This is a genomic window from Enterobacter sp. Cy-643 (genome assembly GCF_011752815.1).
Lineage (GTDB): Bacteria > Pseudomonadota > Gammaproteobacteria > Enterobacterales > Enterobacteriaceae > Cedecea.
In genome coordinates, this window is the sequence record NZ_VWWV01000005.1 from 142,280 (window position 1) to 166,690 (window position 24,411).

Below are 24,411 nucleotides of genomic sequence, written 5' to 3' on the forward strand. Positions count from 1 at the left end.
GCTACACCAAACTCTTCAGCCGGTAAATCCATTCCAGCGCCTGACGCGGAGAAAGTGAATCCGGATCCAGGTTTTCCAGTGCTTCTACGGCAGGGGATGTCTCTTCCGCCGGCGTCAGCAGCGACATTTGCGTCCCATCCACCTGGCTTGCGGCCGCATTGCCGGAAATGCTCTCCAGCTCGCGCAGCTTCTGACGCGCGCGTTTGATCACGTCTTTAGGCACACCCGCCAGCGCGGCTACGGCCAGGCCGTAACTCTTGCTTGCCGCGCCGTCCTGTACGCTGTGCATAAAGGCGATAGTATCCCCATGCTCCACGGCATCCAGATGGACGTTCGCTACGCCTTCCATTTTCTCCGGCAGCGTGGTCAGCTCAAAATAGTGGGTAGCGAACAGCGTCAGCGACTTGATGCGGTTGGCCAGGCTTTCGGCGCAGGCCCAGGCTAGCGACAGGCCATCATAGGTTGACGTGCCGCGGCCAATCTCATCCATCAGCACCAGGCTGTGTTCGGTAGCGTTGTGCAGAATGTTGGCGGTTTCTGTCATCTCCACCATGAAGGTTGAGCGACCGGAAGCCAGGTCATCGGCAGCGCCCACGCGGGTAAATATGCGGTCAATCGGGCCGATTTCTGCCTGCTGAGCCGGCACAAAACTGCCGATATAGGCCAGCAGGGCAATTAGCGCCGTCTGGCGCATGTAGGTACTTTTACCGCCCATATTCGGGCCGGTAATGATCAGCATTCTGCGTTGAGGTGAAAGATTGAGCGGGTTAGCGATAAACGGTTCGCTGAGCACTTGTTCCACCACCGGGTGGCGGCCGCCGACCAGCTTAATGCCGGGCTTGTCCGTCAGCGTCGGGCAGGTGTAGTTCAGGGTATAAGCGCGCTCGGCCAGGTTGACCAGTACGTCCAGCTCTGCCAGCGCGGTGGCGCTTTTTTGCAGCGCTTCCAGGTGCGGCAGCAGCAAATCAAACAGCCGATCGTAAAGCTGTTTCTCCAGCGCCAGCGCTTTGCCTTTAGAGGTCAGGACCTTATCTTCGTACTCTTTCAGCTCAGGAATAATGTAGCGCTCGGCATTTTTCAGCGTCTGGCGGCGAACATAGTTGATCGGCACCAGATGGCTTTGCCCGCGGCTGACCTGGATGTAGTAGCCGTGCACGGCGTTAAATCCAACCTTCAGCGTATCCAGGCCCAGGCGTTCGCGCTCGCGGATTTCCAGGCGATCCAGGTAGTCAGTTGCGCCGTCGGCCAGGGCTCGCCACTCGTCCAGCTCTTCGTTATAGCCGGGGGCGATAACGCCGCCGTCGCGCACCAGCACCGGCGGAGATTCGATAACCGCCTGCTCAAGTAATTCGCGCAGTTCTGCAAACTCGCCCATCTGCTCGCGCAGGGTTTGCACATAGTCGGTGCTTACGTCCGACAGGGTTTCCCGCAGGGCAGGCAGTTGCTGGAAGGCATAACGCATACGGGCCAGATCGCGTGGGCGAGCGGTACGCAGCGCCAGACGGGCAAGAATACGTTCCAGGTCGCCTACCTGGCGCAGCGTAGGCTGAATATCGGCGGTGCGCTCCTGCAGAGCCGCAATAGTCTGCTGCCGCTTGATGAGCACATCAACGTTACGCACCGGCATATGCAGCCAGCGTTTGAGCATACGGCTGCCCATCGGCGTCACGGTGCAGTCCAGCACCGAGGCTAGCGTATTTTCCACGCCGCCGGAAAGGTTCTGGGTGATCTCCAGGTTACGCCGGGTGGCGGCATCCATAATGATGCTGTCCTGCTGCCGGTCCATGGTCACGGAACGAATATGCGGCAGAGACGTACGCTGGGTATCTTTAACATACTGCAGCAGGCAGCCAGCGGCGCAAAGCGCATGGTGGGCGTTCTCGACGCCAAAACCGGTCAGGTCTCGAGTGGAAAACTGTAGATTTAGCTGCTGGCGTGCGGTTTCAATCTCGAACTCCCAAAGTGGACGGCGGCGCAGGCCACGACGGCCATCAATCAGGCTCATCTCTGCGAAGTCTTCCGCATACAGCAGCTCCGCCGGATTGGTGCGCTGAAGCTCGGCGGCCATGGTTTCACGGTCTTCAGGCTCGGTCAGGCGGAAGCGCCCGGAGCTGATGTCGAGCGTCGCATAGCCAAAGCCTTTGCTGTCCTGCCAGATAGCCGCCAGCAGGTTATCCTGGCGCTCCTGCAACAGGGCTTCGTCGCTGATGGTACCCGGCGTGACGATGCGAACGACTTTGCGCTCAACCGGTCCTTTGGTGGTCGCCGGGTCACCAACTTGTTCGCAGATAGCCACGGATTCGCCGAGATTCACCAGCTTGGCCAGGTAGTTTTCCACCGCGTGATGAGGCACGCCGGCCATTGGAATGGGTTCGCCCGCAGAAGCCCCACGCTTGGTCAGGGAGATATCCAGCAGCTGTGAAGCGCGTTTCGCATCGTCATAGAACAGCTCGTAGAAGTCACCCATGCGGTAAAACAGCAGGATGTCACGGTGCTCGGATTTAAGACGCAGATACTGCTGCATCATTGGGGTGTGGGCGTCAAAGGTTTCGCTAGTACTCATGGAGTGATGATATCCATTTCGTTGAATTTTAATGGATTAGTGATGTTTTTGGTTCTCATTGTCGCTCACTAATCCGGCGTAAACTGTGCGCGGGCATCGACCCGCAGAGAGTCCATGATAACGGAGTATCAAAGCCAGGAAAACAGCGGTTAAACGACATTGCTGAAAGCCTCGCAACGCGTTGCCGTTCTGATATGTTCTAGCGGCGGCTGGCTGTAATACCGCAGTTTGGCGAACGTTTTCGCCTTCATTCTGTTTAAACGGTTAAATTCCAGGGTGTCTATGAGAAAGTGGGTACTGGCGGGCGTACTGGCAGTGACGGGGTGTGTTTCTTTTCAACAGCTTGATGAGGGGTTACGTGGCCTCGTGGGCCAGGATAAAACCGTCGCATTTAAAATATTAGGTTACCCCGATAATCAGCAAACGTTTGACGACACAAAAGTTTATACGTGGGTAACGAACAGTACGGGAGCCGAGCCTTATATTTCGCCGCAAACGACCACCGGTACGGTCAACGGTAAACCGTTTGAGGCCACGACAACACAAACCACGTTTGTGCCGGTTAACTACAGCTGCAAAATTCAGATCTCTACCGACAGCAAAGGCATCATCAAAGACTATAAATACAACAGTACCGATCCCAGCGTGATGGGCTGCATGAACTACATTAAAAGCCTTAATAATTACTATAAAAGATAGATCCCGCCCGATCCGGCAACGTATTTGAGTTGCCGGATGTTGCGTTTAGACACATTTTTTTCGCTCCGCTTTCAGGAACTCAATTTTCAGTGACCCACTTACCAGAAAACATCCCAACATCGGAGATAGCCATGTTTTCTGCAGTCGGTCAGTCAAATCGCGTTCAGTCCGCCGCTCTTAACGCCAGTGGAAGGATCCATCCAGAGATTAAAATTAAGCCACCGGTAAACGATCCCGTTCAGGCCCTGGCTCACCTGTTCCGTGATAACAAGCTTGCCTATCTGGGTGATGTACATGGTCAGCTTGCAATCCCTGAATTTGTCGGGCATGCCATTCCCGAGTTGAAAAAGGCTGGCGTGGATCTGCTGGCGGTAGAGTTTGTGAAGTACAGCGATAACGCCTTGTTCCGCGAAGCGCTGGCTCATGGAAAAGAGGCGACAAAAAACTTCATCATGAACGCCTGGTCAAAGCACGGCGAGGCCTGGGTGGATAAGGTTGCCGGGGCGCTTTATGAAGCACACAAAGCCGGTATTTCCGTTGCAGGCATTGATCGCCATATTCCCGGCGCGGCGCCAAAAACGCCGATGGAAGCCATCAAATACATGAACAAACGGCTGGCGCTCAATATTGCCTGGAACGCCGCGGCAGAAAAGGAAGAGCGCGCCATTGGCGCTCGTAAAACGCTGGTTTGGGGCGGCGGCGGTCATTTTCATCATAGCCGCGAGCAGGGGCCTAAAGATATGCGTCCCGGCCCCGTGGTTTCCTTCAGCGCGAGCGATACAGCCCCGGGCTGCTCGCTGAATGAGAAGGACGACAACAGCCACCTGGTGATTAATTTCCCGAAATAAACTCGCGGGGAATGACGATTCCCCGTACTTTTTCAATTCAGGACGCGACCTGAAAAACGCTCACGGTTTCCCGCAGAACGCGAGATTGCGTATCGAGAGAGGTTGCCGTTGAAGACGTCACCTCGACCAGTGCGACGTTCTGCTGCAGATTTTTATCCATCTGTGCAACGGCCTGGGCAACCTCATTAACGCCGGTCGCCTGTTCGGCAGAATTATGCGCAATTTCGTTCACGATACTGTTCACCTGGCTGACGGTGGTTAAAATTTTGCTCATGGTTTCCGCCGCCCGATCTATCTCCTGCGCACCGCTGTTTACCCGCTGTACTGAGCCGGTAATCAGGCCTTTAATTTCTTTCGCCGCGGTGGAAGAGCGTTGGGCAAGAGCACGAACCTCAGTGGCGACAACCGCAAAACCCCGGCCTTGTTCACCCGCCCGGGCGGCCTCAACGGCGGCGTTCAGCGCCAAAATGTTGGTCTGGAAAGCGATCCCCTCGATCACGGAGGTAATGTCCGCAATACGCACGGATTCCTGAGTGATCTCGTCCATCGTGCTGACGATCCCCTGCACCATTTCACTCCCCTGGGCGACTTCGGTGGCGGCTGAGCTGGCAAGCTTACTGGCGTACTGCGCGCTTTCCGCATTGTTCCGCACCGTGCTCGCCACCTGATCCATCGCCGCTGAAGTTTGCTGCAGCGCCGCAGCCTGGTTCTCCGTTCTTGCAGAAAGCGAGCTACTTCCTTTGGCAATTTCCGCACTGGCGCTCGCTACGCCTTCGGCGTTCTGGCGTACTTCCAGCACGAGCTGGCGCAGCGCATTTTGCATATGGCTGAGTGAGGCCAAAATACTGGTGGTATCGCGTTTTCGCAGTGCAGGCGATTGTGTCAGATCTCCGGCGGCGATGGCGTTGGTCATATGCAGTAAATCAACCGGCTCACCACCGAGGGAAAGCGTGATTTTACGCGTGGTTGACCAGGTGATTAGCAGGCCAATGACCACGGCAGCTAGCGCCAGGGTGAGCATCAGAAGGTGGAATGTGCGGGCAATTCCGCGCGCCGTATTCGCGAGCGCGTCGTTAAGCTGCGTTTCCATATCGATGAAACCGTTAATGGTGGCCAGCCAGTTAACAAATGCAGGGCGGGCCTGATTCAGGATTATCTGGCGTGCCCCTTCCACGTCACCTTTTTGCTGCAGGGTGATAATTTCATTCACCAGCGGCAGCGTTTGCTGCTCGGCCTCTTTTATCTTTTCATATTGCGTGCGTTCTTCAGCGGTGACATCGTTGCCCTGAGTAAAGATGCCTTCCATCGGCTGGACGGAGGCCTGGTAATCCTGCTCCAGCTTGCGGATGTGTTCGACAACGCCCTGAAGCTCGCCTGCCGGCACTAACGTCACGTCGCGGATGGCAATCGAACGGTCATGCACGCTGCCCCGGAAATTCACGGCGTAGCGTTGTTTAACGTTATTGACATCGTTGATGGCGATCAGCGCGTTGTTTATTTTATTCACCTGCATAATTGCCACCAGCGTTAGCACTACCAGCGTCAATAAAATAATGATAAAGCTGCCGCTTATTCGCGAGCCTACGGAAAGATTTTTAAACATAATTACTCTCTTTTAATTAATATTGAGCGTGATGTTAATGGTGTTGTTAGAGTATTTTCCCGTAGCGAATACAGGAGGGTAAGGTGTCTTGCCGGTTATCAGGTTGGGAAGAAAATTAATCTGCAGGGAAAAAGTTGTCAATAGGGCGGGTTTACACCGATGTAAACGGTGTTGTCGAGGGGGGAATGCTTTATTCTATAAATAACAATAGCGTTTGTTTTTTCTCTCTCTAAGTTAAATTACTTTGTTTTTAATATGTGATTTCACTTTGCGTTTATGCTTTAAACCTGAGTCCGCGAACTTGAAGTTATTATTCTGGCGAGTTAGTTACGTCTGCTAACAAAAATTTATTATTTATTTAAGATTTAAGTTTTTACCTGTTAATGCAAAAGGCAGGACCAATATTTTTAAAATCCATCGACACGGAAAATATGAATATTAATTACAGTAATCTCCCTGTTTTTGATGGTGGAATACAGGCAGTAAAAAATATTTAATCCCTGGGAATAAACGTTCATTTCGTTCGTCCTATGTGCTCAAAAGTTAAATGTCGTTCATCACTGTGAGCCGAACCTATGCGAGAACCCCGCCCGTCTTTCTGCGCGATACTTAAAAATTTGCGCTACCCGCAGCAATTTTTGCTGCGTGGTGCCGTGATAGTCACCATTCCGTTAGCCCTTTGCCTGCTGTTTGCCTGGGCGTGGGGAGCCCTGACGCCGGGACGTTTATCCCCCGACAAGCTGGTTAATTCGTTAGAAAAAACGGGAGGAGAGCACCCCGGTTATCGCCGCAATCATGCGAAGGGCGTCTGCGTGGTGGGGTATTTTGACTCCAACGGCAGCGCCAGCGCCCTGTCAAAAGCAACGGTGTTTTCGCCGGGCAATACGCCGGTTATTGGCCGTCTGGCGATTGCCGGGGGGAACCCCAACGCGCCCGATGGTGCCGTTCCGGTGCGCAGCATGGCGCTGCAGTTTATCACCCGCGATGGCCAGGAGTGGCGCACGGGGATGAACGCGCTGCCGTTCTTTAGCGTTGCTACTCCTCAAGGTTTCTACGATCAGCAAATGGCGGGTATTCCCGATCCTAAAACGGGCAAGCCCGATCCGGCCAAAATGAACGCTTTTATCAGCGCTCACCCGGAGGCAAAACCGTTTTTTGCCTGGGTGAAGAGCTATGTGCCGACGTCGAGCTGGGCCAGCGACAGCTACAACAGCCTGAATGCGTTCTTGTTTACCAATAAAGCAGGGGAGGTTCACGGCGTGCGCTGGAGCATGCAGGCGCAGACTCCCGGCGTACCGGTGACGGCGCAGGACAAGGCGAATCCTTTATTCCTTCAGCAGGACATCAAGCAGCGCCTGCAGCAGGGGCCGCTAAAATGGGATTTGATTATCAGCGTGGCTGAAAAAGGCGACGCGACTAACGATGCGACAAAAGCCTGGCCAGACAGCCACCAAAAACTTAACGCAGGCACGCTGGTGCTGACTTCCGCACAAGATCAGGCCGACGGCAGCTGCCGGGACATCAATTACGATCCGCTGATCCTGCCAGAGGGTATTTCGGGTTCAGACGATCCGCTGCTTAGCGCGCGCTCTGCGGCTTATTCGTCATCCTTCAATCGGCGCACGCACGAAGAAGCTCAGGTAAATAAAGGGGCCGGGTTATGAGCAAAGTGACGTATTTTCACCCTCTATTGCGCGTCGTTCACTGGACGATGGCGCTGATGATCGTGGCGATGTTGTTTATCGGCGTGGGCATGGTGTCCACGGTGTCGGAACTGCATGCTTTTTTATACTCGCTGCATAAACCACTCGGCGTCGCCATTCTGCTGCTGGTTATTCTGCGGGTGTATCTTCGCTTTCGCTATAAAACGCCCTCGCTTCCGGCGCATTTGCCTGGTTTTCAGGTGGCGCTGGCGCATTTATCCCAAGGGTTGCTCTATCTTCTGATGGTGGCTCAGCCATTGGTAGGCTGGGCCATGCTCTCTGCCGCGGGCTACCCGGTGACGCTGGGGTGCGGGATCACGCTTCCAGCGCTGGTGGCGAAAAATATTGAGCTTTATGCCGTGCTTCGGCCATTACATACCTGGCTTGCACTGTTGTTATTCGTTACCGTGATTTTGCACCTGACCGCCGCTCTATTCCATGCGCTGTTATTGCGAGACGGCGTGTTCAGCAGCATGACGGGCTACAAAGGCCGGGACTAACCTCGCGCAGTGGAGTAAATCATGTCAAAACTGAGCGAACAGGAAATACGGGAAATGCTGCCGCATCTGCAGCGTTTCGCCCTATGGCTCACGCGCAATCCTCACGCCGCGGAGGATTTGGTGCAGTCCTGCCTTGAGAAAGCTTTTACCCGAAAAAGGGATCTGGCGGCGAGGGAGAGCCTTCGCAGCTGGCTGTTCTCTATTCTTTACCGGCAATTTATTGACGGCGAGCGCCGAAAAAGACGCTATCAGCGTATTTTGTCGCTGTTTACCGGGGATGAACACCCGGTGGCAGCGTCAACGGAAGAGATGTTGATTAACGACGATATGCTGGTGATGTTCAGCCAGCTCCCCGTAGAGCAGCGCGCGTTACTGCTGCTTATCAGCGTGGAAGGGCTGAGTTATAAAGAGGCGGCTGAGTCGCTGGGTATTCCGTTGGGTACCGTGATGTCGCGCTTGTCCCGTGCCAGAAAACAGCTGCAAAAATGGGATGAAGGCACGTCATCTACCCCGGCATTAAGGAGATTGAAATGAAATCGCGCATACCTGATGAGCAGGATCTCCATGCCTGGGTTGACGGGCAGCTGGATGAAGAGCGCAAAAAGTGGGTTGAGCACTATTTGCAGCAGCACCCCGAGCGGGCCGCACAGGTCAAAAAATGGCAGGCCGATGCCCGGCGTTTACGCCTTTCGCTGGACGAATTTGTGCCGCAGGTTTCTGTTCCTGCCCAGGAAGTACAGCGGGCGCGGCAGCAAATCCAGCGCGCTCGCCGGTGGCGTTTAGCCGTTGCTTTTAGCCTGCTATTCTCCGTCGGCATGGGCGGCGTGGCCGGGTGGCAGCTGCATGCCAGCGAAGTTCTGCGGCAAATTCTACCGATGGAAGATGCCGTGCAGGCCTATCGTCTGGTGAACAGCGGCAGCGTGAAAGCGTTGGACGTCGTGGCCAGCGATCGCGCGGAGGTGAACAACTGGATGAGCCGCTATTTCATTAACGGGGCGCTGGCACCCGACCTCGACAATTACGGTTTTACGCTGGTGGGCGGGCGTTTAATGGTAACTGAGCAGGGCCCTGCGGCGCTGGTGGTCTACCAGGATGCTCAGGGTACGCGGGTGGCGTATTACATTCGGCCTTCCGGCATGTTCACGCTGGGGAAAGGGGAGCGACAGGCTGATAACCTGACGGCGCAATACTGGAGCGATTGCCGCTATAACTACGCGATGATAAGCCCGGCCAATGACAGCCAGACGGTGAGGTTACAACAGGCGGTAGCGCAGTACGCGGGGGATGCGCGAGCGATTTAATGCAGGCGCCGTTTTATTCGCCAATGTCAGAAAAAATATACCATTTTTGCCTGAAGGTCTTATCCTGAATGGAGTGAGGCGGCACTAAAATCCCCGAAACCGCCTCCGTCATTCCTGAAGGATAAAACATGGTATCTACACATATTGGTTTCCCGACCGAAACGGTAGCGGTATTTCTCGCGCTCTCGGTAGGGGCCATTTTCATCGACCTCTTTATGCACCGCAAAGACGAGCCTATCTCGCTGAAAAGCGCCGCATTGTGGTCGGTATTCTGGGTTGTAGTGGCAATGCTTTTTGCCGGTTTTTTATATCTTCATCACGGGGCGGAAGTGGCCAGCCTGTTTATCACCGGTTATGCCCTTGAAAAGGTGCTTTCCGTCGATAACCTGTTTGTGATGATGGCGATTTTTGCCTGGTTTGGTATTCCGGATCGCTACCGGCACCGGGTGTTGTACTGGGGCGTTATCGGCGCGATTGTTTTCAGGGGCGTTTTTGTGGCTATCGGCACCGGGCTGCTGTCGCTGGGGCCTTATGTTGAAATCGTGTTTGCGCTGATTGTGGCGTGGACGGCGGTGATGATGCTCAAAGGCAACGATGGGGAGGATGAAGTTGAGGACTACTCTCAGCATTTGGCTTATCGGCTGGTGAAACGCTTTTTCCCTCTTTGGCCAAAGCTTGCCGGACGCAAATTCCTGCTTAACCAGGCTGAGGTTGACCACGAGCTGGCGAAGCCAGAAAACCAGGCTATCACCGTTGGGCGAGTAAAAAAAGCCACGCTGTATGCGACACCGCTGATGCTTTGTGTGGCGGTGGTTGAGCTTTCCGACGTGATGTTTGCTTTTGACTCCGTCCCGGCCATTATTGCCGTCAGTCGTGAGCCGCTTATCGTCTACAGCGCAATGATGTTTGCGATACTTGGCTTGCGTACCCTGTATTTTGTGCTGGAAGCGTTAAAACAGTATCTCGTTCACCTGGAAAAAGCGGTGGTGGTGCTGCTGTTCTTTATCGCCGTTAAGCTTGGGCTTAACGCCAGCGAACACATCTGGCATCACGGTTACAGTATCTCGGCCACCGCCAGCCTGTACGTTGTGTTGGGCGTGCTGGCCGTGGGCATCATCCTCAGCGTGATGTTCCCGGCGAAAGGCGAATCGAGCGACAGTAAGAGCTGAGCAGGTGACAGGGCGTCCTTATCTGAGGGCGCCCTGACGGCCCCGGTTAGAGGTGTTTATCCAGGCGCAATCTTTCGATAGGTGAGCGACGGCGAGAGCTGGCGCGGTGGAAGTGGCGCCAGTGGTAATCCCTTGCCGCGGTCAGCAATTCATAATCCCCTCGTGAATCCCCCCAGGCGCGCAAATGCAGCTGGTTGAGCGGGCCATAAATCTGTTCCAGACGCTGAATTTTTTGATCGCAGCGGCAGTTATGACCGTTAATGCGGCCGGTTAACACGCCGTCCACCACCTCAAGCTGAGTGCCGATGAGCTTCACGCCCAGACGTTCGGCGAACGGCAGCAGCACGATGGCCGGCGAGGCGGAGCACAGCGTAACTTCAGCGCCAGAACGCAGTTCAGCGGCAACCGCCATCAGCCCACGCGGGCGCATCATTTTTTCGAAGTTTTTCGCGCAATACACTTCGGCTTTTTCCTTAACCCACTGCTCATTCACGCCGGTTAAGAAGGTTGAAATCAGCACTTCTTTTAACTCATCGCGGGTCAGCTTCCGACGCAGGCATTTGAGCGTCGGAATGACCATACGCATCATCTTGCGCGCGAAGGTTTTGCGCCCGAAGGCAAACCGCAGGAACGGGACAAAGCTATCGCTATGGGTCAGCGTGCCGTCAAAATCGAAAACCGACAGGACGCCTGGCGAAGGATCATTCATAACAACCATAGATTCCCAACTTTCCTTTTTATCTGTTCGTCGCGAGGGCATCTTGCGCACGATGGGGAAATTATAAACTTTTAAATCCCGCTACGGAAACCGCCGTGAAATGTGATAGGGTAGCCGAATGAACATAAATCACACCACACTTATCGTTAGCCGCTGGTGGCTGTCTCTTTAGAGGCGGCAGGAATTCGTTCACCCTTTTCTAATAGCCGCCGGAAGGCGGCTATTTCGTTTTAACTGTTCGCCCTCCGGCAAGATTTATCAGCCTCAGGAGGCAGTTATGAGCAGTTCACACGCTTTACAGCAAACCATTCTTACCGGCGACCGTCCAACCGGCCAGCTTCACCTTGGGCACTACGTCGGCTCACTGCGTAAACGCGTTCAGCTTCAGGATGAGCACCGGCAGCACATTTTGGTCGCCGACCTTCAGGGACTAACCGACAACGGCAGCCGCCCGGAGAAAGTCGCCGAAAACATTCTGCAGGTGATGGCGGACTACCTGGCGGTTGGCATTGATCCGCAGAAAACCACAATCTGCCTGCAATCCTCTCTGCCAGCGCTGGCCGAACTCACCATGTTGTATATGAACATCGTGACCGTCGCCCGGCTGGAAAGAAACCCGACGGTAAAAAGCGAGATAGCCCAGAAGGGGTTTGCTCGCTCTTTGCCTTCTGGTTTTCTTGTCTACCCCGTGAGCCAGGCCGCGGATATCACCGCGTTTAAAGCCAGCCTGGTGCCGGTGGGGGACGATCAGCTACCGATGATCGAACAGGCCAATGAAATTGTGCACAAAATGAATAGCCTGACGCCGACGCCGATATTAACCCCCTGCAAAGCGTTACTCAGCCCGGTTAGCCGTCTGCCGGGCATTGACGGCAACGCTAAAATGTCAAAATCCCTGGGCAATACGCTCACCCTTTCCGCCAGCGAGCAGCAGATTCATCAGGCCGTGAGCGCCATGTTTACCGACCCGGATCATCTGCGCGTCAACGATCCGGGAAAAATTGAAGGCAATGTGGTGTTTACCTGGCTGGATGCTTTCCATGAAGACAAAGAGAACGTCGAGGCGATGAAAGAGCACTACCAGCGCGGTGGGCTGGGGGATCGGCAGTGTAAAAACGAGCTGGAAACCTGCCTGCAAAACCTGCTGGCGCCGATCAGAGAGCGGCGAAATCGCTTTATTGACGATAAGCCTTATTTACAAGAGGTGCTGAAAGCCGGGAGTGAAAAAGCGCGAGCGCTGACGCAGCAAACGGCGGACGAAGTGAAACGTGCGCTGGGGCTGCCGGTGCTATTTTAACGGCAGAAGGGCGTGAGAGGGCGAACATCGACGCTTTAGTCAGCCAGCCGGTGAAGTCTGACAGAGCAAGGGCTGGTGGAATACAACCGCCCGCGCTCTCATAATTTTTGAAGAATCTGGCAGTGAAGCGTACCTGTCGGGGCTGAAAAACCACAAAGCTTAAATAGCACGTGGCATCCAGGCAGGTATGCTTACGGCAACATGATGACAAGTCCTAAAACTCGACAAACACGGTGCCGAAGTATCTGCCCTCCGCAATAGCCTGAATGGCCTCTGGGGCCCGCTCTATCCCATTGACGATGACATGTGGAAACACGATATCCCCTGTTTGAAGCCATTCTGCAAATCTCGTATCCCATTCCGCGTGCGCATCCGGGTCGTCGTCAGCGCTGTATCCGCGTATCGTGATCTTTTTCAGGAGGATCTGGACTGAATCGAGCTCGACGGGGGCCTCCCGTCCCGTTCCTGCATCCGCGAGCTGGCCCGACAGAGCCCCGACGATCGCAATTCGGGCACCTGGGCGTGCAGCCACGATGGCTGACTGCAGTTGTTCCCCGCCTACGCAATCGAGCACGACATCAATACCTTCCGGAGCGACTTCACGCAGCTGTGCCACGTCGCTGCCGCTGCCCCGAATCACCGCCGCGTCGTAACCTAATCCCTTAACAAGCCGTTCGGCTTTTTGCCTGGAGCTTGTGCTGCCAATCACGCGTCCAGCGCCAAGCTGTCGGGCGATTTGCCCGGCCATAGAGCCTATTGCGCCTGCCGCGCTGGTGATAAGGACGGTATCACCGGGCCTGATTTCAACGCCTCGCGTCAATGCCGCATAAGCCGTCGAGCCATGCGAAAGGCTGGCGACGTCCGGAGAAACTCGGCTATCAACACGGACGCACTCCGCGAGCGGGACGGCGGCATACTCGCGCCAGCCCATGAAATGCCGAACCCGATCGCCCGGCCTGAGTTCACTTCCAGGGGGAGCCGAAAGGACCTCGCCAAGCGTTTCCTCCGCCAGAGTGTCGCCCGGCTTCAGCGCCGGAAACGGTACGCCAGGAATGGCTTCGGCGCCCTCGCTGATCATCATGCGCAGCGAGGCGGAGACGCGCGAATAACGGTTCCTGACCAGAACCTCATCGTTTTGTGCAACGGGTAAAGCCACTTCGACTATCTCAAAGTCAGAAGCCTTTGGGCGGCTGGCGGGTCTGACCTTAAGTCGGAGTTCACGGCTTGTGGCTGGCAGAGGATGCACCTGACCAATCCTTGTATAATGTGAGCCTGGAGTTCACATTTTGAGTTGGAGGCACAGTGATGTCTACTCGCATTCAGACGCGCGATAACGGGATGCGGAAGCTCCCAAAGCAGAAGCGTTCTCAGGCGACAGTGAGCGCGATCGTCGAGGCTGCGACTCAGGTTTTAGGTGAAAAAGGCTGGCGATACTTCACCACCAATGAAGTGGCTGAGTTTGCGGGCGTTAGCATCGGGTCGCTTTACCAATATTTTCCCAACAAGCTCGTACTCGTAGAAGCCATTAGAAAGAAGCATTTCAGCGATGTTATCAGCGTCCTGCAGGCTGCCAGTGAACACACCGAGGATGTGAACCAGAGCTTCAACCTGCTGATCGAAGGCATGCTGTCGGTGCATGGGGCACATCCCGCTCTACATCGGGCCCTGGTGGAAGACGCTCCCCGGAGCGACGAGGCTATTTCGGCTCACGCCGAATTTGAAAAAAAGTATAACGAGTACTATCTCGCCCTTGTTTCCCGGTATGGGGCGCGACGGAATGCCCAGGATATTCAGACAGCAGCGTGGGCATTATCCGCTGCTATTGAAGGGATTGTGCATCAGGCGGCCTTGCGCGGATTGACCGGTTCATCGGCGCTGAAGCGGGAATTAGTTCAGTTGCTTTTTGGGTACTTAAGAGGGCAGACAGCATAAACACACGCTTTTACTTTCCGCCTGTGTGTCTTTGAATCTTCCCTCCCAGGAAACTTCACCGGCCGGGCATTGGGCGACGAATGGCGGTTTTTAATAACCGGCTTACGCATCTGTTACGCCACTTTTGGACGTAACAGAGCTTTAGCTATCTCGTTTAGCCCGCGATATCGACGTGAGCTAAAAATTTCCGAAGCCATTCACAGATTTTTTAGCTCCCGGAAAGCGTCTTTCATACGGCGCAGTTTGGCAAAGACTTCCCAGTTGGCGCTCTCCATGCAACCCAATCGGGAACGTATGGAAGCCCGATCGACGCGTAGAAACGGATTGGCCGCGAGCTCCGTTGCCAGTGTCGATGGAACGGTCGGCATGCCCGCTTGCCTCTTGTCCTCTATCCGCGCGATCTGCTTCAGCAGAGCGGCGTTGTCTGGTTCGATTGTGAGCGCGAAGCGGGCATTGTCGGCGGCGTATTCGTGCGAGGAATAGATGAGCGTTTCCGGCGGCAGCTTTCTTATTTTATCGATCGAAGTCCACATCTGGGCCGGCATAGCTTCCTGGACACGCCCGCAGCCAAGATGAAAGATGGTGTCGCCGGAAAAGAGAAGCCCAGCCTCCTTGAACCAAAAGGCGATGTGCCCGCTCGTATTCCCCGGCACGTCGATAACCAGGGCAATATGCTCCCCCAATGCTACCGTATCGCCTCCGATCACGCCCCGATCGATACCCGGGATATCATCCACTTCGGCCGCCGGGCCAATGACGCGGGCCCCTGTTTTTCGCTTGATCTCCGTGTTGCCTGAAACGTGATCCCAATGATGGTGCGTATTAAGGATCAGATCTACGCGCCTTCCTTCAAGCACATCCAGTACCGGACTGGCCTCGGTTGGATCAACGACGGCCAGGGCACCTGTCCGTAAATCTTCTATAAGGAAAATATAATTATCTTCGAGAACGGGCAGGATCTGCACCGATAACCCATTGCACTTTTCAACGATCATCCTGGACTCCTGGAAACAATAAAGCGCGGCGCTGTTTGATGAGAAATTAGAGCGCCGCTGAGGCGTTGAACCCCGAATGAGTAACCGCTGCCGCCGGCGCCGGGTATTGGCCGGCGGCTTGCGATCTACTTACTGCTCAGCGCGGGGGCAGACCTTCTGCCGCGCGTGCGGCCTGAACGCTGGGGCGCTGTTCCATGCGCCGCATGAATCGCTCAATGGCCGGGTAAACGGACATGTCGATCCCAACGCGGGGCGGCCAGTTCAGGACGTTATAGAGATAGGCATCAGGTGCCGAAAATTCGTTGCCGAGCACATAGTCGTTGTTCGACAGATGCTCTTCAACAAAGGCGAACCGACCTTTGAGGAATCCTTCGGCGTAGCGGTTTTTCGCCGCATCGTCGAAAAAGGGCTGGAACATCGTCGACATCCCTTTGGCAAGGTCAGTCGCGATGACATTGAGCCATTCCAGCGCACGATAGCGCTCCTGCGTGCCGAAGGCTGGCAGCAGGTTAAGGCCGGGGTTCTGGTCGGCGATCCACTGCAGGATGACTGCACCTTCGGTAATCAAGTCACCGTTATCGAGCACCAGAATCGGAATGAAGCCTTTCGGGTTCACATCGAGATAATTGCCCTCGACAGTCGTCTTCGTGGCGAAGTCTACTTTGACCAGATCGAAGGCAAGGCACGCCTCGCGCAGCGCGATGGCCGGGGAAAGCCCGCAAGAGCCAGGGGAGTAATAGAGTTTCATGAGTCCTCAGATTTAATGTTGAGCTTGTTGGCGGTTATGGTTCGAGGATTTCCAGCGTTTCGACCATGCGGATCGCCCGGGAGAAGTTCGCCAGGTTGACTGACGTTCTTGTCGCCTGGGCGTGTAATTCCTCAACCCGTTCGCGGGTGGCATCAGTGCGCAGGCGCACTACATACCGGATTTCGTCATAGCCGGGATTCACGCTGTCATCCAGGCCCAGGAAACCTCGCAGGTCCAGTTCACCGTCAGTTTCGATTTCAAGGCTGTGGAGGGTGATGCCCATGGCGGCCGCATTCGCCGCATAGCCGACTGACATGCAGGCGTTCAGCGCCGCCATCAGCAGTTCCTGTGGGTTAGGCGCGGTGTTCTGTCCCAGCAGCTGGGCCGGTTCGTCGGCGGCAATCTCGAAATGGCGGGCGTGTTTCTCGCCCCCCAGTTCGTAATGATCGACGCTCGCTACCGTCCGCGTCTGGCCCTGCCATTTCGTTTTAACGTTGAAGCGGATTGCGCCCCTGGCCGGGTTGTCGCGCACGTCCTGGGTGAATTGTTGTAGGTCGGCGACGTTGATACCGTTTACGGTTTTGCCCATCATGTGATTCTCCAGAAGCCGCTCTGCGGCTGGTTGTCGAAGTCAGATTGCCTTGCCGTTTTGGCGGCTTTCTTGCGGCCATCTTAAACATGGCCTGTAGTCGGAAAAAGCCATGTAAATGGATATGACTGTTCGAAATAGCGAACAATGACAGGCAGCCAATTCGGGGCTTGAGCTTCAAGATATGTCCAGCCGGCAGGAGTGTTTCCCGGTCGGGTTACTCTCCCGGGTAGGGCTATGGCTCCGGCCTCAAGCTAGCTGGGATGTGCGGGGCGGGGTCAAGGCAGGTGGGATCGTTTTCGAAGAAGTGGGGGCCAGTGGCAACTCAACGCGATGACATGAGAAGTTAAGTGCGACGGGCACGACGGGCTGTCGCCGGAGCCATACCTGGATGCTTCGCAAAAAGCTCGACAATCCACTCCACAAAAACGCGGACCTTGGTCGATAGATGGCGATTCTGCGGATACACCACATGAATAGGCATCGGATCATTGCTCCAGTCGTCGAGTATCAACTCGAAACGGCCATCTTTCAGCATGGGTTCCATCAGGAATGCCGCCATTTGCACGATGCCCAGGCCGGATAAGCCAGCCGCGGTATATGCATAACTGTCATTCAGTGCGATGGGGCCGGTGAGAGAACGCTTGATACGTTCCCCCTCGCGGGAAAAATGCCAATCAAAAATCTGGCCAGTGCGGGGCGAAAAATAATTCAGGCATTGATGATGCACCAGATCGTCCGGGTGAAGGGGGCGGCCATGACACTTCAGGTAGGACGGGGCCGCGCAGGTCATGTAGTGCATGACGCCTACGCGACGTGCAATCAAGCTAGAGTTGCGTAGCTCGCCGACCCGCACGGCACAATCTACGCCCTCCTCGATCAGATCGACCGAGCGATCGCTGCAGCCCAGTTCTAGCCTGATGTCAGGGAAACGGGCAAAGAAATCAGGCAGGGCGGGCACCAGAACTTCGCTGGCAAGGCCGGTGGGGGCATCGACCCGCAGCCGTCCTTTTGGACTGAGCCTGGTGCTTGAGAGCGATTCTTCCGCTACGCGAATCTCCGTCAAAATGCGTAAACAATGTTCGTAGTAGGCGGCACCGTCTGCGGTGACGCTGCAGTGACGTGTGGTACGGTTTAGCAGCCTGACTCCCAGCGTAGTCTCCAGCGTCTTAATCAGCGTCGACACCGTCACTTTGGGCAGCTTCATGGCTTCCGCCGCACGACTGAATCCGCCGGCGTCAACCACCTGCACAAAGACTTCCATAGCTTGAAATTTATTGTTCATCTCAGGGCTTATTGTTCGCTATTTTGAACGGTTATATCAATTTAGATCACTTTTTTAAATGATATGCCCTGCCGACGCTTCCGGTAACGCATTGCGGCGGTTTAGCAGAGGGAAGATTCATCTCCGGGCTGCCAATAAGTCACGACCAGAGACCCGTCGAGTATGACGTGAGGGGCCAGAGAGACATATTCAGATGAGTGATTATGGATTACCATTATTGCGAAACTTTCGCGAACATTCACAGGGACAGCCCATCAGATGCGTTATTCAGCCGCAGCACTTCTTCCTATGCTGGTTTTACTCTCTGCCTGTAGCAGTAAGCCGAAAACCGCCGATCAGCAGACAACCAGCGGCACGCCGTCTGGCGGTTTCCTGCTCCAGCCGCAGCACGATGTCTTTATGCAAACCGGTGATTTTGCTTACAACCCGGAAGCAGAAAAATTCATCGACAAAATGGTGAATGAGCATGGCTTCGACCGTCGCCAGCTGCATGAAGTGTTGTCCCAGGCCAAACGTCTGGATTACGTGCTGCGCCTGATGGATCAGCAGGCGCCGACGACCGCGCCGCCTGCCGGGCCGAACGGGGCGTGGCTACGCTATCGCGCTAAATTCATCACGCCGGATAACGTACAGAACGGCGTTAAGTTCTGGAACCAGTATGAATCGGCCCTGAACCGCGCCTATCAGGTTTATGGCGTACCGCCGGAAATCATCGTCGGGATCATCGGGGTTGAAACCCGCTGGGGTCGTGTGATGGGTAAAACGCGCATTGTGGATGCTCTCGCGACGCTTGCCTTTGCCTATCCGCGCCGCGCGCAATACTTTGCGGGCGAGCTGGAAACCTTCCTGCTGATGGCGCGCAATGAAGGGGACGATCCGCTGGCGCTGAAAGGCTCCTTCGCCGGAGCAATGGGCTACGGGCAGTTCATGCCTTCCTCATTCAAAGAGTACGCGGTGGACTTCAACGGCGACGGGCACGTGAACCTGTGGGATCCGGAAGATGCCATCGGCAGCGTGGCGAACTATTTCAAAGCGCACGGCTGGGAGAAGGGCGACATGGTTGCCGTCCCGGCCAATGGCCAGGTGCCGGGGCTGGCTAACGGCTTTAACACCAAATACTCCGTAGCGGCGCTGGGGCAGTCCGGCCTGAGCCCGCAGGGCGCTTTGGGCAATCATCAGGAAGTAAGCCTGCTGCGCCTCGATATGGGCGATCGTTACCAGTACTGGTACGGGCTGCCAAACTTCTATGCTATTACCCGCTACAACCACAGCACCCATTATGCGATGGCGGTGTGGCAATTAGGGCAGGCCGTGGCGCTGGCTCGCGTTCAGTAAAGCGTATTATCGCCCCCGTTTGGGGGCGGTAAAGTTGGTTCTCAAATACCTGCCTGGTGAAAATCATGCAGGTTAATTGCCCCCAGCAGCCTGCCGTTTTCATCCACGACCGGCGCCGCGCTAATGCGTTTTTTCATCAGCATCTCTTTGGCATCAATCGCCCGGGTTTCGGCATTCAGCACCGTGCCATTCTTCGTCATGGCATCTTTGATCCCGGCTTCCAGCTTACCACCGCCCACCAGCCAGCGGCGCAGGTCGCCATCGGTAAAGACGCCGATAACTTGCTGTGCTTTGTCACAGACGGCAACCAGCCCCAGCCCTGTGCGACTTAGCTCCAGCATGGCATCCATGACGGAGGCGCTGTCCGCCACCTGCGGAAGCTGTTCGTCGGTGCGCATCAGGTGATGAACCCGGTTTAACAAACGGGCGCCTAACGCACCGGCAGGGTGTGAACGTGCAAAATCCTCTTCGTTAAAGCCACGCTCTTGCATGACGGCCATGGCCAGTGCGTCCCCCATCATTAACGTATTTACCGCGCTGGATGTTGGCGCAAGGCGCATCGGGCAGGCTTCACGCTCTACCGAAATATCCAGCGTGGCAAAGGCCGCTTTCGCCAGCGGCGACTCAGCTTTACCGGTAATCGCAATCAGCTTAACGGCCTTTTCCTGCAGGCGAGGAATAATTAAATCCAGCTCTTTCGCATGGCCGGAATAGGAGATAAACAGCAGAATGTCGCGGCTTTCGATCATCCCCAAATCGCCGTGTAACGCTTCGGCGGGGTGAACGAAGAAAGCCGGCGTGCCGGTGCTGGCAAAGGTGGCGGCGATTTTCTTCCCGATATGCCCGGACTTGCCCATGCCGGAAACAATGACCTTCCCCTGGCAGCTGAGCACGGCGTTGGCGGCGGCGACAAAATCTTCCCCAAGTCTGTCCGGCAGGCGGCTGGCTTCCTGCAATTCCAGCAGCAGGGTTTCTCGTGCGGCGTTAATCATTCGCTGATGCATCTTCTTCTCCGGTGACAATCACTTTCACGCCTTTTTCTTGCAGCGCGGTGAGGAATTCGTGGCTAATGCCGCTGTCGGTGATGATGGTATCGACTCTCTCCAGCCCGCAGACAATATTCGGACTTTTACGGCCAAACTTTGAGGAGTCGGCCATCAGGATCACTTCGCGCGCCGCGTTGCACATCGCTTTGCTGACGGTATAAACCTCGTTGTAGGTTGTGACCCCGGCGTTGAGATCGATGCCATCGGTGCCCATAAAGAGCCTGTCAAAGCTGAAGTGTTCGAAGGCGTTTTCCGCCAGTTGGCCATGAAACGAGGCTGATTTCTTGCGGAAGGTGCCGCCGGGCATCAGGATGGTTTGTTCGTTGTCCAGCTCAGACAGCGCATTGACGATATGCAGGCTGTTGGTCATCACCGTAATGTTATTGAAGTGCTGGAGCAGCGGGACCAGCTGCAAAACGGTGCTGCCCGCATCCAGAATGATGGAGTCGCCATCGTGGATGTACTTGACCGCAGCCTCGGCAATTTGCTGTTTTTGCAGAGTATTGATCAGCGTTTTGTGGTCAATAGGCGGATCGGGTTCGTCTTTACTGAGCACTACGCCGCCATAGGTGCGAATCACTGTGCCAGCCGTTTCAAGCAACACCAAATCTTTACGGATCGTGGTGCCGGTGGTTTGAAAATGCCGGGCGAGATCTTCCACCGAGCATTTTCCCTGCTTTTGCAGATGTTCCAGGATCGCCGCCTGCCGCTGACGTGGTTTCATAGGCTCTTATTACCTTGCAATAAATTTCGATTCGGTAATTTCGCAAGCAATAAGCATTCGAAACGAAATTAACCCTGTTTCAGTTTAAGCGCTAATGATAGAGCATTCTGACAATCACGATCATGGGGAAAGATCACATCGGGCTGCAATTCCTGCCGATTCATGCCGTGTAACTGCATTACTGGCTGTGGGAGAGCAAAAACAGTCAGGCCTTTCATTATCAGGCTGTCGCGGACGTTTTGCTTCTCATCAAAGGCGAGGGCAATGACCACTCTGGGCCGAAAACGCCCGGAAGAACGGCCTACACCAACGGCACCCTGCTGGCATAGTCGGTCAAAAGCCCGATTAAACAGGCGAATTTGCCAGCCGCCGAGCAGTAGCTGGCTGAGCCAGGCGATCGCCGCCAGGGCGATCAGTGCATTCATCATGGATCCTCCTTTAGGCAGCCTCTGGCTGAGGGCCAGAGGCAACCGGTAACCTGATCGTTAAAACATGACCTGCCCGCCGGTGACATTTATTGACTGTCCGGTACAGTAAGAGGCTTTATCGCTGGCGTAAAACAGCAGCGTGTTAAGCACGTCCTGATAGTCGCAGCCGCGTTTTAACGGAACTTTGTCGATGTAATATTGCTCAACCTCGTCGGCAGGAATACCGAGTTTTTCCGCGTACTGCGGCAGCAGAGACTGGAACATCGGGGATTTGAGCAGGTTGCCCAACATGAGCGCATGCACCGTGATGCCGTATTCCGCCAGATCGAGGGCGAGAGACTGCGTCAGCCCCACGCCGCCAAATTTCGCCGCGCTGTAGCCGGAGTTGTGCTTGCTGCCGACCTTGCCGGACTTAGAGTTAATCTGGATGATGCGGCCTTTAATTCCGTCGCGGATCATCAGGCGGGAGAACTCCCTTGCGCACAGGAAATAGCCCACCAGGTTTACCTGCAGCGAGCGGTCAAAATCCCCCAGAGCAAAATCACCAATAAACGCCGCTTTGGCGATACCCGCACTGTAAACCAGCAGATCGACCTGGCCGAAAATCTCGTCCACGCCGTGAGCCAGCGCGGTAACGCTTTGCTCGCTGGTGGCGTCCGAGCCAAATCCCCAGGCAGAGCCTGGCCCGTACTGGGCGTTAATTTCCTGCGCGACGCGGGCCGCTTTCTCACTTTGAATATCCACCACGGCAACTTTGTAGCCTTCCTGGGCCAGCCCATGGCAGAGAAACGCCCCGAGCGTTTGCCCTCCACCGATGACAACGGCAACCTGATTCATGTTTTTCTCCTTTGATTTAATGACAAGGTTTATGCAACAAACTTCAACGTGCAGCCGGGTTCAATGCCCTGAGGCAGCGGGCCAGCGACGTGTACGGTGCCTGGGTATTCCGCCCGGGCTTCACCGTCGAAGCGCAGGGTGATGTGCCCGAGTTCCTGCAAGTTTTGCTGGGCCACGTCGCCTACTGCGGTGACGGCGTAATGCTGGCCGTTGAGTTCAAAGCGGATGCCCGGCTTTAGCTGTCCGGTTAGCTCACCGTGGCAGTGGATAAAGCAGTAATCCTGAATATCCGCCGGGGCACCTTCCCGAAACGTAATGAGCATGTTGTCTGCCAGCGCCTCTCGCGCGCACTCTCCAATCTGGACGATGGTGGTCTGGTAAATGGTTTGCATGGGGCTTTCCTTTATTGGTAGATGAAGCCGGACACCAGCCAGGCGATTAGCACGGTGGGGGCGCCCGTTAGAAAACGCCCGACCAGCACAGAAGGCACGCCGACGCGCACCGTTTCCTGGCGCGCTTCCGCCAGAGACAAGCCAACAGGAATAAAATCGCAGGCGGCCTGGGCGTTAATGGCGAACAGCGCGGGCAGCGCCAGGTGAGGAGGGATATGTCCGAGGCCGATCTGCACCCCAATCAGCACGCCGATGACCTGCGCAATCACCGCCCCTGGGCCGAGGAAAGGTGACAGCAGGGGGAAGGAACAAATGAGAGCGAGCGTAATCAGGCCGAGAGGGTTGTTGGCCAGCGGGGCCAGGCCGTGGGCAATCCAGTCGCCTAAGCCGGACGCCATGATGATGCCAATCAGCGCCGACACGAAAGCCATAAAAGGCAGAATTGTTTTCAGAACCGTGTCGATAGTGTCGCGTCCCGCCTGAAACAGCACGGCGACGGCTGAACCCATTCCCATACCAACTTTAGCCAGCAGGCCGTCGCTTTGTTCGGTGATTTTTTTGCTGGTGTCGTAGTCCCGCGCTGGCGCATGCTTACGTTCGGCCTGCGGTTCGCCATCGGCCCAGCGAATGTTTTCTTCCCGGACGCCTGAAACGTAAATATCTTCAACGATGTACTGCGCCAGAGGACCAGACTTGCCGGTGGCGTGGATATTGATCGTCGGGATGCGGCGTTTGGGGTAGAGCCCGCAGCGTAGCGTGCCCCCGCAGTCTATGATTGCCAGCGCAATTTCTGCCTCCGGCGGCTCGCCGTCTTTAAAGCCGTCTACTGCCTGGCAGCCGGTCATTTCACTCAGCTTATCGACGATTGCGGGGCGCGTACCCGCCGTGATGTAAACGATCTTTTTGCTCGGATCGACCGGGACGATCAGCGGCCCGCCCCATCCACCCTGGCCTTTTTCAATACGAATGCTTTGAGTCATGATTTTTCCTTAGAGACGAACCTGGCGTTCCAGCTCAATGCCCATTTTTTTCTCGAAAATCGAGGTGGTGAGATCGGTTATCCAGCCGCGGAAGAAGTTGGTGACCAGCCCAACCAGCAAATAACTCACCGCGAGGGGAGCCAGCGGCAGACCCAGCGTCGTTAATCCGCTGGCAATGCCCAAATAAACAAACAGTTCGCCAGGATTGATGTGGGGGAACAGGCCGTTCATGGAATGGCAGCTATACGACGCCGCGGCGTAATAGCTCGGCTTGTACTTCTCCGGCATAAACCGGCCAAGGCTGAGCGTCATCGGATTGCAAAACACGAAGGTGCCGATGCAGGGCAGTAAGAGGTAACGCGAAACGGGGTTGCCGGCGCAGCGCTGCGCCATGCGTTCAATGCGGTGCTGGCCGATAAAGTTAATCAGCGCGTTCATTATCACCAGCAGGCTGATCAGCAGGGGGAGAATGCCGGTCACCATACCGGTAAAGACCTCTCCGCCTTTCTGAAACAGGCCAATAAACCACTCTGCCCCGTGGGTAATCATGTTGATCATTTCTGTCTCCTGTAGGGTTATCTGCTCACCGTTGTTCCCGGTGGTGGCTCATATTAATCATTTTGAAAGGCTTAAATATGTTATTTAGATCTCATTGTGAAATGTAAATCTGTCAATTTGAAAGATAGTTGAATGGTAAAAGAGATGGAAAAATGACGTTC

The 24,411-nt window shown here is 55.4% G+C and carries 25 protein-coding genes; 10 read left to right on the plus strand and 15 right to left on the minus strand.

Features of this window, described 5'->3' with window-relative positions; genetic code table 11:
- Position 1: 1 nt before the first annotated feature.
- Positions 2-2,563, minus strand: coding sequence for a DNA mismatch repair protein MutS (gene mutS, locus F3J29_RS18570; protein WP_166868309.1), 2,562 nt, complete (start codon positions 2,561-2,563; stop codon positions 2-4).
- A 282-nt stretch (positions 2,564-2,845) separates the two neighbouring features.
- Here mutS and F3J29_RS18575 point away from each other — a divergent pair, with 282 nt between their 5' ends.
- Complete coding sequence (locus F3J29_RS18575; RefSeq protein ID WP_166868311.1) at positions 2,846-3,262, plus strand: hypothetical protein; 417 nt, start codon at positions 2,846-2,848, stop codon at positions 3,260-3,262.
- A 131-nt stretch (positions 3,263-3,393) separates the two neighbouring features.
- Positions 3,394-4,110, plus strand: coding sequence for a Type III secretion system effector HopBA1 (locus tag F3J29_RS18580; RefSeq protein WP_166868313.1), 717 nt, complete (start codon positions 3,394-3,396; stop codon positions 4,108-4,110).
- 37 nt (positions 4,111-4,147) lie between these two features.
- Here F3J29_RS18580 and F3J29_RS18585 read toward each other — a convergent pair whose 3' ends face one another.
- Positions 4,148-5,713 carry a methyl-accepting chemotaxis protein gene (locus tag F3J29_RS18585; RefSeq protein ID WP_166868315.1) on the minus strand — a complete coding sequence of 522 codons (1,566 nt, stop codon included), beginning with the start codon at positions 5,711-5,713 and terminating at the stop codon, positions 4,148-4,150.
- A gap of 575 nt (positions 5,714-6,288) precedes the next feature.
- Here F3J29_RS18585 and F3J29_RS18590 point away from each other — a divergent pair.
- The 5 genes from F3J29_RS18590 to F3J29_RS18610 all read left to right on the plus strand — a co-directional run bounded on the left by F3J29_RS18590 (position 6,289) and on the right by F3J29_RS18610 (position 10,386).
- Positions 6,289-7,377, plus strand: a complete 1,089-nt coding sequence (locus tag F3J29_RS18590) for a catalase family peroxidase (protein WP_205246845.1) — start codon at positions 6,289-6,291, stop codon at positions 7,375-7,377.
- Positions 7,374-7,916: a cytochrome b gene (locus F3J29_RS18595; RefSeq protein WP_166868317.1), complete on the plus strand. Its 543-nt coding sequence runs from the start codon at positions 7,374-7,376 to the stop codon at positions 7,914-7,916. Before F3J29_RS18590 ends, F3J29_RS18595 begins: the two co-directional genes overlap by 4 nt.
- 21 nt (positions 7,917-7,937) lie before the next feature.
- Positions 7,938-8,450: an RNA polymerase sigma factor gene (locus tag F3J29_RS18600; RefSeq protein WP_166868319.1), complete on the plus strand. Its 513-nt coding sequence runs from the start codon at positions 7,938-7,940 to the stop codon at positions 8,448-8,450.
- Positions 8,447-9,217: an anti-sigma factor family protein gene (locus F3J29_RS18605; protein ID WP_166868321.1), complete on the plus strand. Its 771-nt coding sequence runs from the start codon at positions 8,447-8,449 to the stop codon at positions 9,215-9,217. Before F3J29_RS18600 ends, F3J29_RS18605 begins: the two co-directional genes overlap by 4 nt.
- Positions 9,218-9,345: 128 nt before the next feature.
- Positions 9,346-10,386, plus strand: a complete 1,041-nt coding sequence (locus F3J29_RS18610) for a TerC/Alx family metal homeostasis membrane protein (protein ID WP_166868322.1) — start codon at positions 9,346-9,348, stop codon at positions 10,384-10,386.
- A gap of 46 nt (positions 10,387-10,432) precedes the next feature.
- Here the strand turns inward: F3J29_RS18610 and F3J29_RS18615 are convergent, their stop codons facing one another.
- Positions 10,433-11,104, minus strand: a complete 672-nt coding sequence (locus F3J29_RS18615) for an HAD-IB family hydrolase (protein ID WP_166868325.1) — start codon at positions 11,102-11,104, stop codon at positions 10,433-10,435.
- Positions 11,105-11,381: 277 nt separating this feature from the next.
- Here F3J29_RS18615 and trpS point away from each other — a divergent pair, with 277 nt between their 5' ends.
- Positions 11,382-12,401, plus strand: a complete 1,020-nt coding sequence (gene trpS, locus F3J29_RS18620) for a tryptophan--tRNA ligase (RefSeq protein ID WP_166868327.1) — start codon at positions 11,382-11,384, stop codon at positions 12,399-12,401.
- A gap of 214 nt (positions 12,402-12,615) precedes the next feature.
- On the opposite strand, the gene F3J29_RS18625 is transcribed toward trpS, so the two are convergent.
- Positions 12,616-13,647, minus strand: coding sequence for an MDR family NADP-dependent oxidoreductase (locus F3J29_RS18625; RefSeq protein ID WP_166868329.1), 1,032 nt, complete (start codon positions 13,645-13,647; stop codon positions 12,616-12,618).
- A gap of 59 nt (positions 13,648-13,706) precedes the next feature.
- On the opposite strand from F3J29_RS18625, the gene F3J29_RS18630 reads away from it, so the two are divergent.
- Complete coding sequence (locus F3J29_RS18630; RefSeq protein ID WP_166868331.1) at positions 13,707-14,333, plus strand: TetR/AcrR family transcriptional regulator; 627 nt, start codon at positions 13,707-13,709, stop codon at positions 14,331-14,333.
- 197 nt (positions 14,334-14,530) lie between these two features.
- Here the strand turns inward: F3J29_RS18630 and gloB are convergent, their stop codons facing one another.
- From gloB to F3J29_RS18650, 4 genes are all read right to left on the minus strand, one after another.
- Positions 14,531-15,328, minus strand: coding sequence for a hydroxyacylglutathione hydrolase (gloB, locus tag F3J29_RS18635; protein WP_166868333.1), 798 nt, complete (start codon positions 15,326-15,328; stop codon positions 14,531-14,533).
- A gap of 136 nt (positions 15,329-15,464) precedes the next feature.
- Complete coding sequence (gstA, locus tag F3J29_RS18640; protein WP_166868335.1) at positions 15,465-16,076, minus strand: glutathione transferase GstA; 612 nt, start codon at positions 16,074-16,076, stop codon at positions 15,465-15,467.
- A 34-nt stretch (positions 16,077-16,110) separates the two neighbouring features.
- Entirely contained in the window at positions 16,111-16,668 is a 558-nt protein-coding gene (locus F3J29_RS18645; RefSeq protein WP_286175441.1) for an OsmC family protein, read from the minus strand.
- 343 nt (positions 16,669-17,011) lie between these two features.
- The gene (locus tag F3J29_RS18650; protein WP_166868336.1) at positions 17,012-17,950 is read right to left on the minus strand and encodes a LysR family transcriptional regulator; all 939 of its coding nucleotides are present in this window, start codon (positions 17,948-17,950) and stop codon (positions 17,012-17,014) included.
- A 258-nt stretch (positions 17,951-18,208) separates the two neighbouring features.
- On the opposite strand from F3J29_RS18650, the gene mltB reads away from it, so the two are divergent.
- The gene (mltB, locus tag F3J29_RS18655; protein ID WP_166868338.1) at positions 18,209-19,285 is read left to right on the plus strand and encodes a lytic murein transglycosylase B; all 1,077 of its coding nucleotides are present in this window, start codon (positions 18,209-18,211) and stop codon (positions 19,283-19,285) included.
- Between the two features lie 41 nt (positions 19,286-19,326).
- Here the strand turns inward: mltB and gutQ are convergent, their stop codons facing one another.
- The 7 genes from gutQ to srlA form a co-directional block, all read right to left on the minus strand.
- Positions 19,327-20,289 (minus strand): arabinose-5-phosphate isomerase GutQ, encoded by a 963-nt coding sequence (gutQ, locus tag F3J29_RS18660; protein ID WP_166868341.1) that lies wholly within the window; start codon positions 20,287-20,289, stop codon positions 19,327-19,329.
- Positions 20,270-21,055 carry a glucitol operon DNA-binding transcriptional repressor SrlR gene (gene srlR, locus F3J29_RS18665; protein ID WP_166868342.1) on the minus strand — a complete coding sequence of 262 codons (786 nt, stop codon included), beginning with the start codon at positions 21,053-21,055 and terminating at the stop codon, positions 20,270-20,272. Before srlR ends, gutQ begins: the two co-directional genes overlap by 20 nt.
- 68 nt (positions 21,056-21,123) lie before the next feature.
- Positions 21,124-21,483: a transcriptional regulator GutM gene (gene gutM, locus F3J29_RS18670; protein WP_166868344.1), complete on the minus strand. Its 360-nt coding sequence runs from the start codon at positions 21,481-21,483 to the stop codon at positions 21,124-21,126.
- Between the two features lie 57 nt (positions 21,484-21,540).
- Positions 21,541-22,320 carry a sorbitol-6-phosphate dehydrogenase gene (gene srlD, locus F3J29_RS18675; protein ID WP_166868346.1) on the minus strand — a complete coding sequence of 260 codons (780 nt, stop codon included), beginning with the start codon at positions 22,318-22,320 and terminating at the stop codon, positions 21,541-21,543.
- 29 nt (positions 22,321-22,349) lie between these two features.
- On the minus strand, positions 22,350-22,712 hold the full coding sequence (gene srlB / locus F3J29_RS18680; RefSeq protein ID WP_166868347.1) for a PTS glucitol/sorbitol transporter subunit IIA: 363 nt from the start codon (positions 22,710-22,712) through the stop codon (positions 22,350-22,352).
- Positions 22,713-22,723: 11 nt separating this feature from the next.
- Positions 22,724-23,692: a PTS glucitol/sorbitol transporter subunit IIB gene (srlE, locus tag F3J29_RS18685; protein WP_166868349.1), complete on the minus strand. Its 969-nt coding sequence runs from the start codon at positions 23,690-23,692 to the stop codon at positions 22,724-22,726.
- A 9-nt stretch (positions 23,693-23,701) separates the two neighbouring features.
- Complete coding sequence (gene srlA, locus F3J29_RS18690; RefSeq protein ID WP_166868351.1) at positions 23,702-24,250, minus strand: PTS glucitol/sorbitol transporter subunit IIC; 549 nt, start codon at positions 24,248-24,250, stop codon at positions 23,702-23,704.
- Positions 24,251-24,411: the final 161 nt, after the last annotated feature.

What these genes read in the sequence shown, in the direction of transcription:
- mutS (WP_166868309.1), bottom strand. Translation starts at nt 2,563, where the DNA reads ATGAGTACTAGCGAAACCTTTGACGCCCACACCCCAATGATGCAGCAG.
- F3J29_RS18575 (WP_166868311.1), top strand. Translation starts at nt 2,846, where the DNA reads ATGAGAAAGTGGGTACTGGCGGGCGTACTGGCAGTGACGGGGTGTGTT.
- F3J29_RS18580 (WP_166868313.1), top strand. Translation starts at nt 3,394, where the DNA reads ATGTTTTCTGCAGTCGGTCAGTCAAATCGCGTTCAGTCCGCCGCTCTT.
- F3J29_RS18585 (WP_166868315.1), bottom strand. Translation starts at nt 5,713, where the DNA reads ATGTTTAAAAATCTTTCCGTAGGCTCGCGAATAAGCGGCAGCTTTATC.
- F3J29_RS18590 (WP_205246845.1), top strand. Translation starts at nt 6,289, where the DNA reads ATGCGAGAACCCCGCCCGTCTTTCTGCGCGATACTTAAAAATTTGCGC.
- F3J29_RS18595 (WP_166868317.1), top strand. Translation starts at nt 7,374, where the DNA reads ATGAGCAAAGTGACGTATTTTCACCCTCTATTGCGCGTCGTTCACTGG.
- F3J29_RS18600 (WP_166868319.1), top strand. Translation starts at nt 7,938, where the DNA reads ATGTCAAAACTGAGCGAACAGGAAATACGGGAAATGCTGCCGCATCTG.
- F3J29_RS18605 (WP_166868321.1), top strand. Translation starts at nt 8,447, where the DNA reads ATGAAATCGCGCATACCTGATGAGCAGGATCTCCATGCCTGGGTTGAC.
- F3J29_RS18610 (WP_166868322.1), top strand. Translation starts at nt 9,346, where the DNA reads ATGGTATCTACACATATTGGTTTCCCGACCGAAACGGTAGCGGTATTT.
- F3J29_RS18615 (WP_166868325.1), bottom strand. Translation starts at nt 11,104, where the DNA reads ATGGTTGTTATGAATGATCCTTCGCCAGGCGTCCTGTCGGTTTTCGAT.
- trpS (WP_166868327.1), top strand. Translation starts at nt 11,382, where the DNA reads ATGAGCAGTTCACACGCTTTACAGCAAACCATTCTTACCGGCGACCGT.
- F3J29_RS18630 (WP_166868331.1), top strand. Translation starts at nt 13,707, where the DNA reads ATGTCTACTCGCATTCAGACGCGCGATAACGGGATGCGGAAGCTCCCA.
- gloB (WP_166868333.1), bottom strand. Translation starts at nt 15,328, where the DNA reads ATGATCGTTGAAAAGTGCAATGGGTTATCGGTGCAGATCCTGCCCGTT.
- gstA (WP_166868335.1), bottom strand. Translation starts at nt 16,076, where the DNA reads ATGAAACTCTATTACTCCCCTGGCTCTTGCGGGCTTTCCCCGGCCATC.
- F3J29_RS18645 (WP_286175441.1), bottom strand. Translation starts at nt 16,668, where the DNA reads ATGATGGGCAAAACCGTAAACGGTATCAACGTCGCCGACCTACAACAA.
- F3J29_RS18650 (WP_166868336.1), bottom strand. Translation starts at nt 17,950, where the DNA reads ATGAACAATAAATTTCAAGCTATGGAAGTCTTTGTGCAGGTGGTTGAC.
- mltB (WP_166868338.1), top strand. Translation starts at nt 18,209, where the DNA reads ATGCGTTATTCAGCCGCAGCACTTCTTCCTATGCTGGTTTTACTCTCT.
- gutQ (WP_166868341.1), bottom strand. Translation starts at nt 20,289, where the DNA reads ATGCATCAGCGAATGATTAACGCCGCACGAGAAACCCTGCTGCTGGAA.
- srlR (WP_166868342.1), bottom strand. Translation starts at nt 21,055, where the DNA reads ATGAAACCACGTCAGCGGCAGGCGGCGATCCTGGAACATCTGCAAAAG.
- gutM (WP_166868344.1), bottom strand. Translation starts at nt 21,483, where the DNA reads ATGATGAATGCACTGATCGCCCTGGCGGCGATCGCCTGGCTCAGCCAG.
- srlD (WP_166868346.1), bottom strand. Translation starts at nt 22,320, where the DNA reads ATGAATCAGGTTGCCGTTGTCATCGGTGGAGGGCAAACGCTCGGGGCG.
- srlB (WP_166868347.1), bottom strand. Translation starts at nt 22,712, where the DNA reads ATGCAAACCATTTACCAGACCACCATCGTCCAGATTGGAGAGTGCGCG.
- srlE (WP_166868349.1), bottom strand. Translation starts at nt 23,692, where the DNA reads ATGACTCAAAGCATTCGTATTGAAAAAGGCCAGGGTGGATGGGGCGGG.
- srlA (WP_166868351.1), bottom strand. Translation starts at nt 24,250, where the DNA reads ATGATCAACATGATTACCCACGGGGCAGAGTGGTTTATTGGCCTGTTT.